The organism is Massilia oculi (genome assembly GCF_003143515.1).
GTDB classification, from domain to species: domain Bacteria; phylum Pseudomonadota; class Gammaproteobacteria; order Burkholderiales; family Burkholderiaceae_D; genus Telluria; species Telluria oculi.
The window spans coordinates 3,838,437-3,854,541 of record NZ_CP029343.1; the positions used below are offsets into that span (position 1 = coordinate 3,838,437).

Annotated in this window: 14 protein-coding genes and 1 tRNA gene; 11 read left to right on the forward strand and 4 right to left on the reverse strand. The window is 64.4% G+C overall.

Going from position 1 to position 16,105, the window contains the following annotated elements; all coding sequences use genetic code 11:
• Positions 1 to 2: 2 nt before the first annotated feature.
• A complete protein-coding gene (locus DIR46_RS17520; protein ID WP_229446287.1) occupies positions 3 to 2,042 on the forward strand; it encodes a putative bifunctional diguanylate cyclase/phosphodiesterase in 2,040 nt (679 codons plus the stop codon).
• A gap of 27 nt (positions 2,043 to 2,069) precedes the next feature.
• On the opposite strand, the gene DIR46_RS17525 is transcribed toward DIR46_RS17520, so the two are convergent.
• Entirely contained in the window at positions 2,070 to 3,023 is a 954-nt protein-coding gene (locus tag DIR46_RS17525; RefSeq protein WP_109346379.1) for an endonuclease/exonuclease/phosphatase family protein, read from the reverse strand.
• A 38-nt stretch (positions 3,024 to 3,061) separates the two neighbouring features.
• On the opposite strand from DIR46_RS17525, the gene DIR46_RS17530 reads away from it, so the two are divergent.
• From DIR46_RS17530 to DIR46_RS17540, 3 genes are all read left to right on the forward strand, one after another.
• Positions 3,062 to 3,553 carry an aminoacyl-tRNA deacylase gene (locus DIR46_RS17530; RefSeq protein WP_109346380.1) on the forward strand — a complete coding sequence of 164 codons (492 nt, stop codon included), beginning with the start codon at positions 3,062 to 3,064 and terminating at the stop codon, positions 3,551 to 3,553.
• Between the two features lie 81 nt (positions 3,554 to 3,634).
• On the forward strand, positions 3,635 to 4,258 hold the full coding sequence (gene plsY, locus DIR46_RS17535; RefSeq protein ID WP_109346381.1) for a glycerol-3-phosphate 1-O-acyltransferase PlsY: 624 nt from the start codon (positions 3,635 to 3,637) through the stop codon (positions 4,256 to 4,258).
• A 91-nt stretch (positions 4,259 to 4,349) separates the two neighbouring features.
• Positions 4,350 to 5,015 carry a DsbA family oxidoreductase gene (locus tag DIR46_RS17540; protein ID WP_109346382.1) on the forward strand — a complete coding sequence of 222 codons (666 nt, stop codon included), beginning with the start codon at positions 4,350 to 4,352 and terminating at the stop codon, positions 5,013 to 5,015.
• Here DIR46_RS17540 and DIR46_RS17545 read toward each other — a convergent pair.
• The 3 genes from DIR46_RS17545 to DIR46_RS17555 form a co-directional block, all read right to left on the reverse strand.
• Positions 5,008 to 5,853, reverse strand: a complete 846-nt coding sequence (locus DIR46_RS17545) for an endonuclease/exonuclease/phosphatase family protein (RefSeq protein WP_109346383.1) — start codon at positions 5,851 to 5,853, stop codon at positions 5,008 to 5,010. The genes DIR46_RS17540 and DIR46_RS17545 overlap by 8 nt on opposite strands.
• Positions 5,854 to 5,974: 121 nt before the next feature.
• Positions 5,975 to 7,015, reverse strand: coding sequence for a tRNA (adenosine(37)-N6)-threonylcarbamoyltransferase complex transferase subunit TsaD (gene tsaD, locus DIR46_RS17550; protein WP_109346384.1), 1,041 nt, complete (start codon positions 7,013 to 7,015; stop codon positions 5,975 to 5,977).
• A gap of 58 nt (positions 7,016 to 7,073) precedes the next feature.
• A complete protein-coding gene (locus DIR46_RS17555; RefSeq protein ID WP_109346385.1) occupies positions 7,074 to 8,135 on the reverse strand; it encodes a 3-deoxy-7-phosphoheptulonate synthase in 1,062 nt (353 codons plus the stop codon).
• Between the two features lie 223 nt (positions 8,136 to 8,358).
• Here DIR46_RS17555 and ybiB point away from each other — a divergent pair, with 223 nt between their 5' ends.
• The 7 genes from ybiB to DIR46_RS17590 all read left to right on the forward strand — a co-directional run bounded on the left by ybiB (position 8,359) and on the right by DIR46_RS17590 (position 16,100).
• Positions 8,359 to 9,258 (forward strand): DNA-binding protein YbiB, encoded by a 900-nt coding sequence (ybiB, locus tag DIR46_RS17560; protein ID WP_229446288.1) that lies wholly within the window; start codon positions 8,359 to 8,361, stop codon positions 9,256 to 9,258.
• A 66-nt stretch (positions 9,259 to 9,324) separates the two neighbouring features.
• Positions 9,325 to 10,542: a BaiN/RdsA family NAD(P)/FAD-dependent oxidoreductase gene (locus tag DIR46_RS17565; RefSeq protein ID WP_109346387.1), complete on the forward strand. Its 1,218-nt coding sequence runs from the start codon at positions 9,325 to 9,327 to the stop codon at positions 10,540 to 10,542.
• A gap of 117 nt (positions 10,543 to 10,659) precedes the next feature.
• Positions 10,660 to 10,872, forward strand: a complete 213-nt coding sequence (gene rpsU / locus DIR46_RS17570; RefSeq protein ID WP_005665410.1) for a 30S ribosomal protein S21 — start codon at positions 10,660 to 10,662, stop codon at positions 10,870 to 10,872.
• 173 nt (positions 10,873 to 11,045) lie between these two features.
• Entirely contained in the window at positions 11,046 to 11,495 is a 450-nt protein-coding gene (locus DIR46_RS17575; RefSeq protein ID WP_109346388.1) for a GatB/YqeY domain-containing protein, read from the forward strand.
• Between the two features lie 122 nt (positions 11,496 to 11,617).
• Positions 11,618 to 13,414: a DNA primase gene (dnaG, locus tag DIR46_RS17580; protein ID WP_109346389.1), complete on the forward strand. Its 1,797-nt coding sequence runs from the start codon at positions 11,618 to 11,620 to the stop codon at positions 13,412 to 13,414.
• 229 nt (positions 13,415 to 13,643) lie between these two features.
• On the forward strand, positions 13,644 to 15,905 hold the full coding sequence (gene rpoD, locus DIR46_RS17585) for an RNA polymerase sigma factor RpoD (RefSeq protein ID WP_109346390.1): 2,262 nt from the start codon (positions 13,644 to 13,646) through the stop codon (positions 15,903 to 15,905).
• A 116-nt stretch (positions 15,906 to 16,021) separates the two neighbouring features.
• Positions 16,022 to 16,100: transfer RNA gene (locus tag DIR46_RS17590), tRNA-Ile, on the forward strand.
• Positions 16,101 to 16,105: the final 5 nt, after the last annotated feature.

The following is a 16,105-nucleotide window of genomic DNA, read 5'->3' on the forward strand; positions in this document are numbered from 1 at the left end:
AGGTGGGGCCCGAAGCCTTCGGCTGGCTCCACCATTTCGTCACGGCGCTCGAGCTGGCGCCGGCGGTCGCCGTGCATTCGATGGACCAGGCCGGCATCATCCGCTTCTGGAACCGCGCCAGCGAAGAACTGTACGGCATCCCGTCGGGCGAGGCGGTTGGCATGCCTTTCCGCGAGCTGGTGTTCCATCTCGACCACCAGGCCGAGTTCGAGGACGCGATCGCCGCGATCTGGCGCAGCGGTCACGCGCCGCCGGCGCGCGACTGGCAGGTGCAATCGCGCACCGGCCGGCGCCACTGGGTCTATTCCTGCCACTACCCGGTCAGGCACGACAGCGCGACGCAAGAAATCTTTTGCATGGAAGTCGACATCACGGCGCGCAAAGAGGCCGAGAGCAACCTGGCGCGGGCGGCCCAGGTGTTCCAGAACGCGCGCGACGCCATCATCATGATGGATGCCGACTACCGAGTGCGCGCCGTCAACGGCGCCTTCACCAGCATCACCGGCCACGCGCCCGAGCACATCCTCGGCCAGTCGCTGGCCAGCCTGGGCTGGGATGCCGCCGACGGCTTCTACGAGCGCATCTGGTCCGAACTCGACGGCCAGGACCACTGGGAAGGCGAACTGGCGAGCGTGCGCAGCAATGGCGAGCGCTATCCGGTGCGGGTGGCATTGACGGCGATCCGCGACGCCCACGGCGACGTGTCCAGCTATATGGCGATGTTGACCGACATCAGCGAGCGCAAGCGGATCGAGGAGCAGGTGCGTCACCAGGCCGAGCACGACGCCCTGACCGGGCTGCCCAACCGCATCCTGTTCCTCGACCGCCTGCACCAGGCGCTGGCCACCTGGCGCCGCCAGCGCGACTGCTGCGCCGTGATGTTCCTCGACCTTGACAAGTTCAAGGCGATCAACGACACCCACGGCCACCAGGCCGGCGACGCCGTGCTGCGCGAGGTGGCCGCGCGCCTGCGCGCCTGCGTGCGCCGGGTCGACACCATCAGCCGCCTGGGCGGCGACGAATTCGTGGTGCTGCTGGCCGACATCAAGGGCGCCGACCAGGCCGCGCACGTGGCCGGCGCCGTCACCCATGCGGTGGCGCGTCCCATCGACGTGGGCGGGCAGCAGGTGGCGCTGTCGGTCTCGATCGGCATCGCCCTGTGCCCCGACGACGGCATTGATGTCGAGGCCCTGCTGCACCACGCCGACGTCGCGATGTACCACGCCAAGCAGGATGGACGCGACACCTTCCGCTTCTTCGATCCGGCCATGAACGCGCATGTGATCGAGCGGGTCGAGCTCGAGAACCGGCTGCACCAGGCGATCGAGAACCAGGAGTTCGTGCTCGAATACCAGCCCGAAGTCGAGGTCGCGAGCGGCCGCGTCGGCACGGTCGAGGCCTTGCTGCGCTGGCGCCATCCCGAGCGCGGCCTGCTGCTGCCGCGGCACTTCCTGCCGGAGGCCGAAGAATCCGGCCTGATCGTCCCGATCGGCGAGTGGGTACTGATGGAAGCCTGCCGCCAGGCGCGCGCCTGGCGCGATGCGGGGTTTCCGGTCGCGGTCGCGGTCAACCTGTCCGCCGCCCAGCTCGCGCACGCGGGACTGCTGCCGGCAATCGATGCCGCCTTGCAGGGCGCCGGCCTGGCGCCGGGAGCGCTCGAACTCGAGATCGACGAGGATGCGCTGGTGCGCGGCGAACCGGCTTTCGAGACGGCGATGGCGCTGCGCGCCCGTGGCGTGCAGCTGAGCATCGACCGCTTCGGCACCGGCCTGTCGAGCCTGGAGGCGCTGCGCCGCTTGCCGCTCACCAAGCTCAAGATCGACCGCAGCTATGTGGGCGACGTCGGGCATGACCCGGTCGATGCGGCCATGGTGCCGGCCATCATCGCGGTGGCGCGCAGCCTGGGCTTGCGGGTGGTGGGAGAGGGCGTGGAGACGGCCGAGCAGCTGGATTTTTTGCGCCGACATGGCTGCGACGATTACCAGGGTTTCTATGCCGGTGCGGCCATGGCGAAGCCCGACCTGTCGCCGCATCCTGGCTGATACGGTTATCGGGCCATTGCGGTCACGTCAATCACGTTGCCCGAACAACCGTATCCTGGCCAGCACCTGCCCATGATCCGATGCCTCGGGCAAGCCGAGATTGAGGTGATCGTTCAGGTACACCACGTCCACCACCTCCCCGATCGCCCCCGGCAGCGCCGGATTGAATTCCGGCGACACCAGGATGTGGTCAATGGTCGAGTGGCGCGTGTCGTGCAGGATCGAGAAGCCGACGTGGCGCTGGTGGTCGAGCCGGCGCTGCACCTGGCTGGCGTCGAACATGCGCTCGCCGACCGGCGTGCCTTCGCCCAGCACGATCTCGGTGGTCACCGAATCGGCCACGTCGTTGAAATCGCCCAGCACGATGCGCGGCCGGCGGTGGGCGTGGGCCATGTCGGTCAGGAGCACGCGCAGCGCGGTGGCTTCGGTGCCGCGCCGGACCAGCGAGCGCAGGCAGGCCAGCGCATACAGGTGCGGGTCGGCGCCGGTGTCGCCCGAACGGTAGTCGGGCCGGCGCGACTTGAGATGGACCACGATCACGTCGATCACCACCCCCGGCGCCGCGATCACGCCCGCATGCAGCGGCGCGCGGGTGAACCGGTCCGGATCGCGGCTGCCGGGCGGCATCGCGACGTTGGCCGGGAACAGGGGCAGCTGTGACCCGGGCTCGGCCAGCGGCAGGCGCGAGACCAGGGCCACGCTCGGGGTCAGGCGCGGGGCGGCCGGGTCGGGGTCGAAGCCGATGTGGTCGGCGTCGCGGTAGCGCCGGCTGCGCCGCAGCACTTCCTTCAGCACGCCCTGCGAGAAGATTTCCTGGAAGCCGATCACGTCGGCATTGATCAGGTCGAGCTGGTGCGCAGTCCAGTCGAGCTTGGCCTCGTACTCCGCGGCCGTGGTGGGCGCGAGATTGTCGTATAGGCGGGCGCCGGGCGGGGCCAGGTTGAAAGTGTTGAAGGTGGCAAACCGAAGTTCTTCCTGCATAATAGAAACCCCTATTGTTCGTCTTTAGCGTAACACGCATGGCCAAGAAAGAGCACGTCTCAGAGACACCCGCCACCCAATTCCTGCGCAAGCATGCCGTCGCATTTTCCGAACATCCTTATGAGTACGAAGAACATGGCGGCACGGCAGTCTCGTCGAGCGCGCTCGGCGTGCCCGAACACGACGTGGTCAAGACCCTGGTGATGCAGGACGAAGCCGCCAGGCCGCTCATCGTGCTGATGCATGGCGACTGCAAGGTGTCGACCAAGAACCTGGCGCGCGCCATCCCCTGCAAGTCGGTCGAGCCGTGCAGGCCGGACGTCGCCCAGCGCCACTCGGGGTATCTGGTTGGCGGCACTTCTCCCTTCGGCATCCGCAAGGCGATGCCGGTCTACGTCGAGGAAAGCATCCTGGCGCTGGACAAGATCTACATCAATGGCGGCCGCCGCGGCTACCTGGTCGGCATCGATCCGACCGTGCTGGTCGACGTGCTGAAGGCGCGCCCCGTGCAATGCGCCCTGGCCGAGTAACTTTATCCTTCGCGATCCGATGGTGTATATTCCCGACCGATTTCCGGTAACGACACCAGCCGGAGCCCACTGAGAGACCAGATGAACACCCTGATTGCCACCATTGCCGCCTATTTGCTCGGCTCGATTTCCTTCGCCGTCGTGATGAGCCGCGTCTTCGGCCTGTCCGACCCGCGCACCTATGGCTCCAAGAACCCCGGCGCGACCAATGTGCTGCGCAGCGGCAGCAAGAAGGCCGCGATCGCCACCCTGGTCGGCGACGCCGCCAAGGGCTGGCTGGCGGTGTGGCTGGCGGTACAGTTCGGCGCCGAGTTCGGCCTGGATGACACCGGCATCGCCCTGGTCGCGATCGCCGTCTTCATCGGCCACCTGTGGCCGGTGTTCTTCCGTTTCGTGGGCGGCAAGGGCGTGGCCACCGCGCTGGGCGTCCTGCTCGGCATCAATCCATGGCTCGGCCTGGCGACCCTGGCCACCTGGCTGATCGTCGCCTATGCCTTCCGCTACTCCTCGCTGGCGGCCCTGGTCGCTTCGATCTTCGCGCCGTTCTACTACGGCCTGCTGTTCGGCGTCGATGCGATCCTGTTCGCCGTGTTCGTGATGAGCGCGCTGCTGCTGTGGCGTCACAGCAGCAATATCGGCAACCTGATCGCCGGCAAGGAATCGAAGATCGGCAGCAAGTCGGCCGGCGCCAGGAAGGCAAAATAACGCCGGCGCGCGCCGGATTTTCTGGCAGGCGTTACCATTCGTCTCGAACAGCGGCGCATCCGTGCCGCGCCGGACAGAAAGGTGGTAAGCCGTGAGCAAGCAACTCAGGATCGATTTTGTGTCGGACGTCTCGTGCCCATGGTGCGCGATCGGCCTGAAATCGCTGGAACAGGCGCTGTTGAAGGTCGGCGACGAGGTGCGCGTCGACCTGCATTTCCAGCCCTTCGAGCTGAACCCCGACATGGGCCCGGACGGCCAGGACATCGTCGAGCACGTGACGCAGAAATATGGCGCCACGGCCGAGCAGCAGGCCGCCACCCGCGAGACGATCCGCGAACGCGGCGCCGCCGTCGGTTTTACCTTCGACATGGAGCGGCGCGGCCGCATCTACAACACCTTCGACGCCCACCGCCTGCTGGCCTGGGCCGAGGACGAGGGCAAGCAGCGCCAACTGAAGACCGCGCTGCTGGAAGCCTATTTCACCCGCTGCGAAGACCCGAGCAACCACGATGTGCTGCTGCGCACGGCCGAAAGCGTCGGCCTGGACCGTGAAACGGCGGAGCATATCCTGAAGTCCGACGAGTATGCCAGCGACGTGCGCACGCGCGAGCAATTCTTCCAGCGCGCCGGCGTCAAGTCGGTGCCGGCGATCATCATCAACCAGCGCCATCTGATTTCCGGCGGCCAGCCGCCGGAAGTGTTCGAGCGGGCGCTGCGCGAGATTCCGGGGCTCGAGCCGGACGCCAACCCTACGTGAGTTCCAGCACCACCGGCTGATGATCCGACGCCGCCGTCTCCGACTGCACGTCGATTGCCGTCAGTCGCGAGGCCAGGTCGTCGGTCACGAAGAAATAGTCGTAGCACTCAGGCCGCTCGGGCCACGGGAAACCGTGCAGCCCGGTGGTCGGTGCGCGCGCCATGTCGCCGTGCACCGCGCGCCAGGCGTCCACCAGCGGCAGCGCGCCGGATTCCGGCGCCGCCAGCAGCGCCTGGTAGTCCGGCGCATCGGGCGCGAAATTGAAATCGCCGCAAAGAATCGCCGAACCGGGCCGGAAGCCCAGCTGGAACGGCGCATCGAGGTTCGGATCGGGCTGGAACAGGCGCGAGCGTGCGCAGGCTTCGGCGTGCAGCTCGCGGATGCGCGCCACTTGCGCCATGCGCTGCGGCGGCGAATAGTATTCCAGGTGGGTGGTCAGGAGCCGCAGCTTGCCGGTCGGGGCATCGACCACGGTTTCGAGCAGGCCACGCGGCATGCCGGCGGGGTGCTCCGGATCGGCCGGCCAGGGCAACAGGTGGCGGTGCACCTGCGAGATACGGTATTTCGAGAGGATCAGGTTGCCGAACAGGCGCGGAACGTTGTTCTTGTAGATTTCACTCGGGGCGTGCTCCATCGCGTGGTAGCCGCCGAATGCGCCGCTGAGCTGCTTGAACTGGTTGGCGCTGGCGCTGCCCTCGAGCTCTGGGTGGTTGGCGGCCACCTCCTGCAGGCAGATCACATCGGGGTTCAGCCGGCGCAGCACGTCGATGATCGCATGGATGCGAATTCGACCGTCCTTGCCGCAGCCCCAGCGAATATTCCAGCTTACTACGCGCATTGTTCACCTCCGTAAATCTTGATCGACGGATATTGCCACCGTTTGGCGAGCAACGGTCACACGGTAGGATCGATGTCAGGCTGGCAAGTTCAACGCCGAATTCGAGCACTTTCCTTGTTTTTTATGCAGCTTCGAGCTCGTCCAGCGGCCAGCGCGGGCGCACCGTGAAGGCATAGTCGCGCTGGGCCAGCGCCGGGTTGCGCTCGAGGCGCATGGCGCCGGCGAAGGCGATCATGGCACCGTTATCGGTGCAGAATTCCAGCTCAGGATAATAGACCTTGAACTTGCGTTTGGCGGCCGCCGCGTTGAGCGATTCACGCAATTGCTTGTTGGCGCCGACACCGCCCGCGATCACGAGTCGCGTCAGGCCCGTGTGCTTCATCGCATTGACGCATTTCGCGGTGAGCACGTCGACGATCGCATCGACGAAGCCGCGCGCGATGTTCGCCTTGTCCTGCTCGCAGATATTGGCAACGACTTTTTCTTCGTGGTTCTTGACCACGGTGAGCACCGCCGTCTTCAGGCCCGAGAAACTGAAGTTGAAATCCTTGCTATGAAGCATAGGACGCGGCAAGGAATAGACGGTCGGATCGCCGAACTCCGCCAGGCGGGAAATCGCCGGTCCGCCCGGGTAGCCCAGGCCCAGCAGCTTGGCCGATTTGTCGAAGGCTTCGCCGGCCGCGTCGTCCAGGGTCTCGCCCAGCAGCGTATAGCTGCCGACGCCGTCGACCCGCATCAGCTGGGTATGCCCGCCCGAGACCAGCAGGGCGAGGAAGGGGAATTCCGGACGCTCGGAAGCGAGCAGCGGCGACAGCAGGTGGCCTTCGAGGTGGTGCACGCCGAGCACGGGTTTATCGAGCGCCAGCGCCAGGCTGCAGGCGACCGAGGAGCCGACCAGCAGCGCGCCGGCCAGGCCCGGGCCTTGCGTGTAGGCGATGGCGTCGATGTTCGAGGCCGGCAGGTCGGCGCGCTTCAGGACTTCGTCCAGCAGCGGAATGGCGCGCCGGATGTGGTCGCGCGAAGCGAGTTCGGGCACCACGCCGCCATACTCCTCGTGCATGGCGACCTGCGAGTGCAGGGCGTGGGACAGCAGGCCGCGCTCGGTGTCATACAGAGCAAAGCCGGTTTCATCGCAGGAGGATTCGACGCCGAGAACGATCATGGAAGGAGCAGTTTGAATTGGGCAGAACCGTCGATTTTACCGTACGGTTCGTTCGAATTCACGGACGCTGCAATAACTCCTTGTGCGCCTGGCGCAACATGTTCTCGGTCTCTTCCCAGCCGATGCAGCCATCGGTCACCGAGCAGCCATAGGTCAGCTGCGACAGGTCGGCGGGAATCGCCTGGTTGCCGCTGACGATATTCGACTCGATCATCACGCCCACCAGCGATTTGTTGCCATGACGAATCTGCTGGATCACGTCCGACATCACCAGCGGCTGCAGTTCCGGTTTCTTGTAGCTGTTCGCATGCGAGCAGTCGACCACCAGGTTGGCCGGCAGCTTGGCCTTGGTCAGCGCCTGCTCGGCGATCGCCACCGACACCGAGTCGTAGTTCGGCCGCCCGCCGCCGCCGCGCAGCACCACGTGGCCGTAGGCATTGCCGCTGGTGCGCACGATCGCGACTTTCCCTTCGCCATTGATGCCCAGGAAGGCATGCGGATTGGCCGAGGACAGCACCGCATTGATCGCGATGCTGACGTCGCCGTCGGTGCCGTTCTTGAAGCCCACCGGCGTGGACAGGCCGGACGACATCTCGCGGTGGGTCTGCGATTCGGTGGTGCGCGCGCCGATCGCGGTCCAGGCGATCAGGTCGCCCAGGTATTGCGGCGAAATCGGGTCCAGCGCCTCGGTCGCGGTCGGCAGGCCCAGCTCGCACACGTCGAGCAGGAAGCGGCGCGCGCGTTCCATGCCGACGTCGACGCGGAACGAGTCGTCCATGAACGGATCGTTGATATAGCCCTTCCAGCCGGTGGTGGTGCGCGGCTTCTCGAAATACACGCGCATCACCAGCACCATGGTGTCGCTGACTTCGTCCTGCAGCGCCTTCAGGCGGCGCGCATAGTCGAGGCCGGCCTCCGGATCGTGGATCGAGCAGGGGCCGACCACGACGAACAGGCGCTTGTCCTGGCGGTCGAGGATGTTGCGCAGCGTCTCGCGACCGCCCATGACGGTCGCATAGGCGCGCTCGCTCAGCGGCAGTGCCGCATGCAGTTCGACCGGCGTGGGCATGCGGGTGAACGAGCTGACGTTGGTATTTTCGATTTGAGGCGTGCTGGTCATGATGCTGTCTGGTTTTTTTCAGGTGGATCGGCCAGTGTAGACGGAAATTGCTGCACGTGCACAAGCGATAGCGCAAAAACCCTAGGTCGTCGCCGCCCGTGCTGCAGGCCAATCGGGTTCCCGTGTATCCTTTTGCCATGACTACCGACACGAATGACATCGAGCGCTTTGTCGCCGCCCCTTCATCAAGGAAATCGGCCGCGGCGTCAAGGGCGCGCGCAGCATGACGCGCGAGGATGCGCGCGCGCTCTACGCCGCCATGCTGGAAGGCCGGGTCTCGGACCTGGAACTGGGCGCCATCCTGCTCGCCATGCGCATCAAGGGCGAGTCGGTGGACGAACTCGGCGGCTTCATGGACGCCGCCGCCGCCTCGTTCGCGCCGCTGCCCACGCCGCGCGGCGAATTCGCCCCGGTGCTGATCCCGACCTATAACGGCGCGCGCAAGCTGGCCAACCTGACGCCGCTGCTGGCCCTGCTGCTGGCGCGCGAGGGCGTGCCGACCCTGGTGCATGGCGTGCGCACCGACCCCGGCCGCGTGACCACCGCCGAGATCCTGCACCAACTGGGCATTGGGGAGGCGACCACCACGGCCGAGGTGCAGAACGAGTTTGCCCACCTGCGCCCGGCCTTCATGCCGATCGAGCACCTGGCCCCGCGACTGGCGCATATGCTGTCGCTGCGGCGCGTGCTGGGCGTGCGCAATTCGACCCACACCCTGGTCAAGATCCTGCAGCCTTTCGATGGCCCGGCGCTGCGCCTGGTGTCCTACACCCACCCCGAATACCTGGAAACCCTGGGCGGCTTCTTCGAGGGCGTGGACAGCGAAACGCAAGGCGACGCCTTCCTGATGCGCGGCACCGAGGGCGAGACCGTGGCCCACCCGCACCGCGCCCAGCGCATCGACTGGTTCCACGCCGGCCAGCGCGCGCTGCTGGTCGAGCGCGATGCGCCGACCGACGAGTTGTCCGACGTGCCAGATGGCCGTGACGCGGCCACCACCGCAGCCTGGATCGGCGCCGCGCTGCGCGCAGAAGTGCCGGTGCCGGCCTCGATCGCAACCCAGGTGGCGTACTGCGTGGAGGTGTCGCGCAAGATCCGCGCGCGCAGCCAGCCGCTGGAATAGCTGCTGACCCGAGCCCGCCACTGGCATTACAATGACGGGTTCGGTAAAGCGCAGGAAGCGGCAGGCATGGCAAAACAATACGATGTGGCGGTGATCGGCGCGGGCGCGGCCGGGATGATGTGCGCGGCCGTGGCTGCCCAGAACGGCAAGCGCGTGGTCCTGATCGACCATGCGGCCAAACTCGCCGAAAAGATCCGCATCTCGGGCGGCGGCCGCTGTAATTTCACCAATATCAATGCCGGCCCGCAAAACTACCTGTCGCAGAATCCGCACTTCTGCAAGAGCGCGCTGTCGCGCTACACGGCCCAGGATTTCCTGGCGCTGGTGAAGAAATACCGCATCAGCCACCATGAAAAGCACAAGGGTCAATTGTTCTGCAACGATTCGGCCGAGCAGATCATCGCCATGCTGCGCGCCGAGTGCGAATTGGGTGGCGTGGACTGGCGCATGCCGTGCAAGGTGGCCGGCGTGCAGAAGCTGGAAACCGGCTTTTCCATCGACACGGATGGCGGCGAACTGCTGGTCGGGAATGTCGTGGTCGCCACCGGCGGCCTGTCGATCCCGAAGATCGGCGCGACCGACCTCGGCTACCGCATCGCCAGGCAATTCGACCTGAAACTGGTGGAAACCCGCCCCGGCCTGGTGCCGCTGACCTTCGATGGCCCCAGCTGGGAGCCCTTCGTGCCGCTGGCCGGCATCGCGCTCGAGGTCGAGGTGAGCACGGGCAGCGCAAAGGGGAAGGGCGCTCTGCGTGGTCACTTCCGCGAAGACTTGTTGTTCACGCACCGCGGCCTGTCGGGTCCGGCGATCCTGCAGATTTCGAGCTACTGGCAGCCGGGCACGCCGATCGTGCTCGACCTCCTGCCCGAAATGGACGTGGCGGAGACCCTGATCGGTCTGAAGAAGACCGAGAAAAAGCAGCTGGGCAATGTGCTGGCCCAATGGCTGCCGGCGCGCCTGGCCGACGGCTTACTGACCGCCAATGGTTTCGATCCAGCCGCGCGCCTGCCCGACATGGCCGACGCGAAATTGCGCAAGCTGGGTGACGCGATCAATCGCTGGTCCATCGTGCCGACCGGATCGGAAGGGTATCGCAAGGCCGAGGTGACCCTGGGCGGCGTCGATACGAGGGAACTGTCGCAGCAGACGATGATGGCCAATAAAGTGCCGGGTTTGTACTTCATCGGCGAGACCGTCGACGTCACCGGCTGGCTGGGTGGCTACAACTTCCAGTGGGCCTGGGCGTCCGGCGTGGCGGCAGGCCTGGCGCTGGCTGGAAGCTGAACTGGCCGATGTGTCAATTGTGGCACACCCTCATTGGTGGAGTGATAAACGCTTCCAATGATTGCAAAACGGTGCTAGAATTTCGTTCTTATCTAAATCCAACGGTTTGATTTTTACATGACCACTATCCGCCTTAAAGAAAACGAGCCGTTCGAAGTCGCAATGCGTCGCTTCAAACGCACCATCGAAAAAACTGGTCTGCTGACCGAACTGCGCGCACGCGAGTTCTACGAAAAGCCAACCGCAGAGCGCAAGCGCAAGCTGGCCGCTGCCGTGAAGCGCCACTACAAGCGCATCCGCAGCCAGCAACTGCCGAAGAAACTGTACTAATTACAGCTCAGCCGGCCAAGACCCGGTGACGGCCATGTCTGTCCCGGCGAGTCGCTGATGTCCGCAAACCCGCTTCGGTTTCGCCGCAGCGGGTTTTGTCGTTTGTGCCACGCCACAGGCGGTCTCGTCAGTGGCGTCGTCGAACCAGTCAAACCACCGAATACGGAGATTCCATGAGCTTGAAAGAACAACTGACCGAAGACATGAAAGCGGCGATGCGCGCCAAGGAAAGCGGCCGCCTGGCCGCCGTGCGCCTGATCATCGCCGAAGTCAAGCGCAAGGAACTCGACGAGCAGACCCAGCTGGACGACACCCAGGTGCTGGCCGTGATCGAAAAGATGATCAAGCAGCGCAAGGATTCGATCACCCAGTTCGAAGCCGGCGGCCGCGCCGACCTGGCCGACATCGAGAAGGCCGAGATGGCCATCCTGTCGACCTATATGCCTGCCGGCCTGTCCGACGAGGAAATCGCCGCCGAAGTCGCCGCCGCCGTGGCTGCCACCGGCGCCAGCGGTCCGCAAGACATGGGCAAGCTGATGGGCGTGCTCAAGCCGAAGCTGGCGGGCCGTGCCGACATGACCGTCGTGTCGGGGCTGGTCAAGAAGGCCCTGGCCGGCGCCTGATTGCTGCATCAGCCACATGATGCCCCGGCACGTTGCCGTGCAGGGACATCATCTTGTTGCATATCAATTTGCAGCAAGCGCTGCGGTATAGTCTGATTTAGACAAACACTGTGTAACGCCAAGTGATTCCGCAAACTTTCATCACCGATTTGCTCAACCGTGTCGACATCGTCGACATCGTCGGCCGCTACGTCCAGCTCAAGAAGGGCGGGGCCAATTTCATGGGCCTGTGCCCATTCCACAACGAAAAATCCCCCAGCTTCACGGTCAGTCCAACCAAGCAGTTCTACCACTGCTTCGGCTGCGGCGCCCACGGCACCGCGATCGGCTTCCTGATCGAGTACTCGGGCATGGGCTTCGTCGATGCCGTCAAGGACCTGGCCCAGAACGTGGGCATGATCGTGCCCGACGCCGACGACCGCATCCCGCCGGCCCAGCGCGCCGCCCAGCAGGCGCAGACGCTGGCCATGACCGATGCGTTGACCCAGGCCTGCAATTTTTATCGCGCCCAGTTGCGCGAAGCGCCGAACGCGATCGCCTACCTCAAGAACCGGGGCCTGACGGGCGAAGTGGCGGCCCGCTTCGGCATGGGCTACGCGCCATCCGGCTGGGACGGCCTGCGCTCGATCTTTCCCGACTACGATGCGCACGTGCTGGTCGAGTCCGGCCTGGTGATCGACAAGGTCGACGAGCAGGGCAACCACCAGCGCCGCTACGACCGCTTCCGCGAGCGTGTGATGTTCCCGATCCGCAATACCAAGGGTCAGGTGATCGGCTTCGGCGGCCGGGTGCTCGACGGTGGCGAACCGAAATACCTGAATTCCCCCGAAACGCCGCTGTTCCAGAAAGGACTGGAACTGTACGGCCTGTTCGAGGCGCGCCAGGCGATCCGCGACGCCGGCTACGTGCTGGTGACCGAGGGCTATATGGACGTCGTCGCGCTGGCCCAGCTCGGCTTCCCGCAAGCGGTCGCCACCCTCGGCACCGCCTGCACCACGACCCACGTGCAAAAACTGTTGCGCCAGACCGACGACGTGATCTTCAGCTTCGACGGCGACAAGGCCGGCCGCCGCGCCGCGCGCCGCGCCCTGGAGGCCTGCCTGCCGCAGGTGAGCGACGACAAGACGATCAAGTTCCTGTTCTTGCCGCAGGAACACGACCCGGACAGCTTCGTACGCGAGCGCGGGGCCGAAGCCTTCGAGCAAGAAATTGCCGACGCGATGCCGCTGTCGCAATTCCTGTTGCGCGAAGTGACGCAGGAACATGACCTCGACACGCCGGAGGGGCGTGCCCACGCCCAGTTCGAGGCCAAGCCGCTGTTGCAGGCGATGACGCCGTCGAGCCTGCGCCTGCAGATCGTGCGTGGCCTGGCCAGCATGACGCAATCGACGCCGGCGGAGATCGAAAGCCTGTTCGAGTTGTCCAAGCCGGTAGCGACCGCGCGCCGCGCGCCGCCGCGCCAGGGGCGGCCCGAGCCGGTGGGGCTCGAGCTCAAGATGCTGCGCATCCTGGTTGCGCACCCGCACCTGGCCTTGCTGCTCGACGAGCAGGCTTTGACGGCCTTCGATTATTTTGGAGAGGAAAGCGCCGACCGCCTGCGCCACCTGGTCGAGACCGCGCAGGCGCTGGGTGAACACGGGACCTTCGCGGCCCTGTCCCAGCAACTGCGGGAAGTGACGAACGAATACGATGCGATGATCGCCGAAATCGCCGCGGAACCGGAAAATGAGGTCGATGGAGACCGCATTGTTCTGTTAAGTTCTGTGCGCCAGATCAAGGTGGATTGTCTGAAACAGGAGCTAAACCAGTTGTTTTCTTCGGGACTGACCCCAGATCAGGTAAGTGCTCGCTATCGCGAGATTGTTGCTCAGCAGGACCTTCTGGCCCGCGAGGCCGCTGCCGAGATGGCGCCCCGATGATCACCTGGCTCCGCCCTGGACGCCCAGGCGCTCGCAACTGGAAAAAGGTGGGGTGCGTGCTATAATAAAACGCTAACTATTGCAACTGTTGAAACCATTTTCGGTTCAATTTGACGCGTGGTGTTTCAGTTAGCGAGGCCCATGGATTTGTGCCTGCAGGATGATGTAAGGTAACAAAACTTTATTTTTAACCATCGTAAAGTTAGTCGTTGTGACATCGAAAGCGCCTGTGCCAACCAAGAAACCCGAAACCAAAGTGGCTGCGAAAACCACGAGAGCGTCTGCCGCCAAGGCGGACAATTCGCAAGACAAGGCCGAGGTTCGTACGGCGAACCCAGCGCCTGTCAGTCAGACGACCGATGCAGCTGCCCTGGCCGCGATCGACACGTCGGGCTACGTCCTGCCTTCCGTCAAGGTGCCGGGACGCCGTGGCCGCAAGCCGAAAGAATTCACCCCCGAGAACGACGAGATCGCGGCACTAAACGCGGTCGAGCGCGCCGAGCTGAAGGCGGCGGACAAGGCCAAGGCCAAGGACCGCAAAGCCAAAGAAAAAGCGCTGCTGAAAGATGCGTTCTCGTCCGATACCGAGGCCAGCGAAGAAGAACTCGAGCTGCGCCGCAACAAGCTCAAGGCCCTGATCAAGTCGGGCAAGGAGCGCGGCTTCCTCACGTATTCCGAGATCAACGACCATCTGCCCGAGAATATCGTCGATCCGGAAGCGATCGAAGGCATCATCGGCACCTTCAACGACATGGGCATCGCCGTGTACGAACACGCGCCCGATGCCGAGACCCTGTTGTTGTCCGATAGCGTGCCGAACGTCACGAGCGACGACGAAGCCGAGGCTGCCGCCGAGGCCGCGCTGTCGACGGTCGACTCCGACTTCGGCCGCACAACGGACCCGGTCCGCATGTATATGCGCGAGATGGGCTCGGTCGAGCTGCTGACGCGCGAAGGCGAGATCGAGATCGCGAAACGCATCGAGGACGGCCTGAAGGACATGATCCAGGCGATCTCCGCCTGCCCGGTGACCATTGCCGAGATCATCGACGCCGCCAACAAGATCGAGCGCGACGAGATCAAGATCGACGAGATCGTCGACGGCATGGTCGACCCCGAAGAAGGCGAAGACGTTTCGCCGAGCGCGGTCGCCCCGACCTCCACCGATTCCGACGACGACGAGGAAGACGAAGAGGACGCCGAAGAAGAGGAAGAGGAAGAAGAAGCCTCGACCGGCACCGGCGCCGCCGCGGGCTACTCGGCCGAGCAGCTCGAAGCGCTCAAGCAGGCCGCCCTCGGCAAGTTCGACGAGATCGGCCAGCAATTCGACAAGATGCGCAAGGCCTTCGAGAAGGACGGCTACAACTCGAAAGCCTACGTCAAGGCGCAAGAAGCAATCTCGAACGAGCTGCTGGGCATCCGCTTCACGGCCAAGGTGGTCGAGAAGCTGTGCGACACCCTGCGCGGCCAGGTCGACGAAGTGCGCCACATCGAGAAGCAGATCCTCGACGTCGCGGTCAACCGCTGCGGCATGCCGCGCGCCCACTTCATCAAGGTCTTCCCGGGCAATGAAACGAACCTGGAATGGGTCGACGGCGAAGTCAACGCCGGCCACGCCTATAGCGCCATCCTGGGCCGTAACATCCCGACGATCAAGGAACTGCAGCAACGCCTGATCGACCTGCAAGCGCGCGTCGTGCTGCCGCTGCCAGACCTGCGCAACATCAACCGTCAAATGGCGGCCGGTGAAATGAAGGCCCGCAAGGCCAAGCGCGAAATGACCGAGGCCAACTTGCGTCTGGTAATTTCGATCGCCAAGAAGTACACCAACCGCGGCCTGCAATTCCTCGACCTGATCCAGGAGGGAAATATCGGCCTGATGAAGGCGGTGGACAAGTTCGAATACCGTCGCGGCTATAAATTCTCGACGTATGCGACGTGGTGGATTCGCCAGGCGATTACCCGCTCGATCGCGGACCAGGCGCGCACGATCCGTATTCCGGTGCACATGATCGAAACGATCAACAAGATGAACCGGATCTCGCGCCAGATCCTGCAAGAAACCGGCGCCGAACCGGATCCGGCAACGCTCGCGATCAAGATGGAAATGCCGGAAGATAAGATTCGCAAGATCATGAAGATTGCAAAAGAGCCAATCTCCATGGAAACGCCGATCGGTGACGACGACGATTCGCATCTGGGCGATTTTATCGAGGACAACAACACCCTGGCACCGTCGGATGCGGCCCTGCACGCCTCGATGCGCGGCGTGGTGAAGGACGTGCTCGACTCGCTGACGCCACGCGAAGCCAAGGTGCTGCGCATGCGCTTCGGCATCGAGATGTCGACCGACCACACGCTGGAAGAAGTGGGCAAGCAGTTCGACGTGACCCGCGAGCGGATTCGCCAGATCGAGGCGAAGGCGCTGCGCAAGCTGCGTCACCCATCGCGTTCGGACAAGCTGAAGAGCTTCCTCGAAGGCAGCAGCTGATTGGTCGTACAGGCTTGACTTACCTGCAGTAAAGGCAATATGCTCTCGCCACTTCGTTCATCCGGTGTCCAGCCGGTGAGCAGGTGGCGAGTTCGCTTTCCACCGTACCAGTTTCTGGGCCTCTAGCTCATGCTTGGTTAGAGCAGCGGACTCATAATCCGTTGGTGCCGTGTTCGACTCACGGGAGGCCTACCAATTAC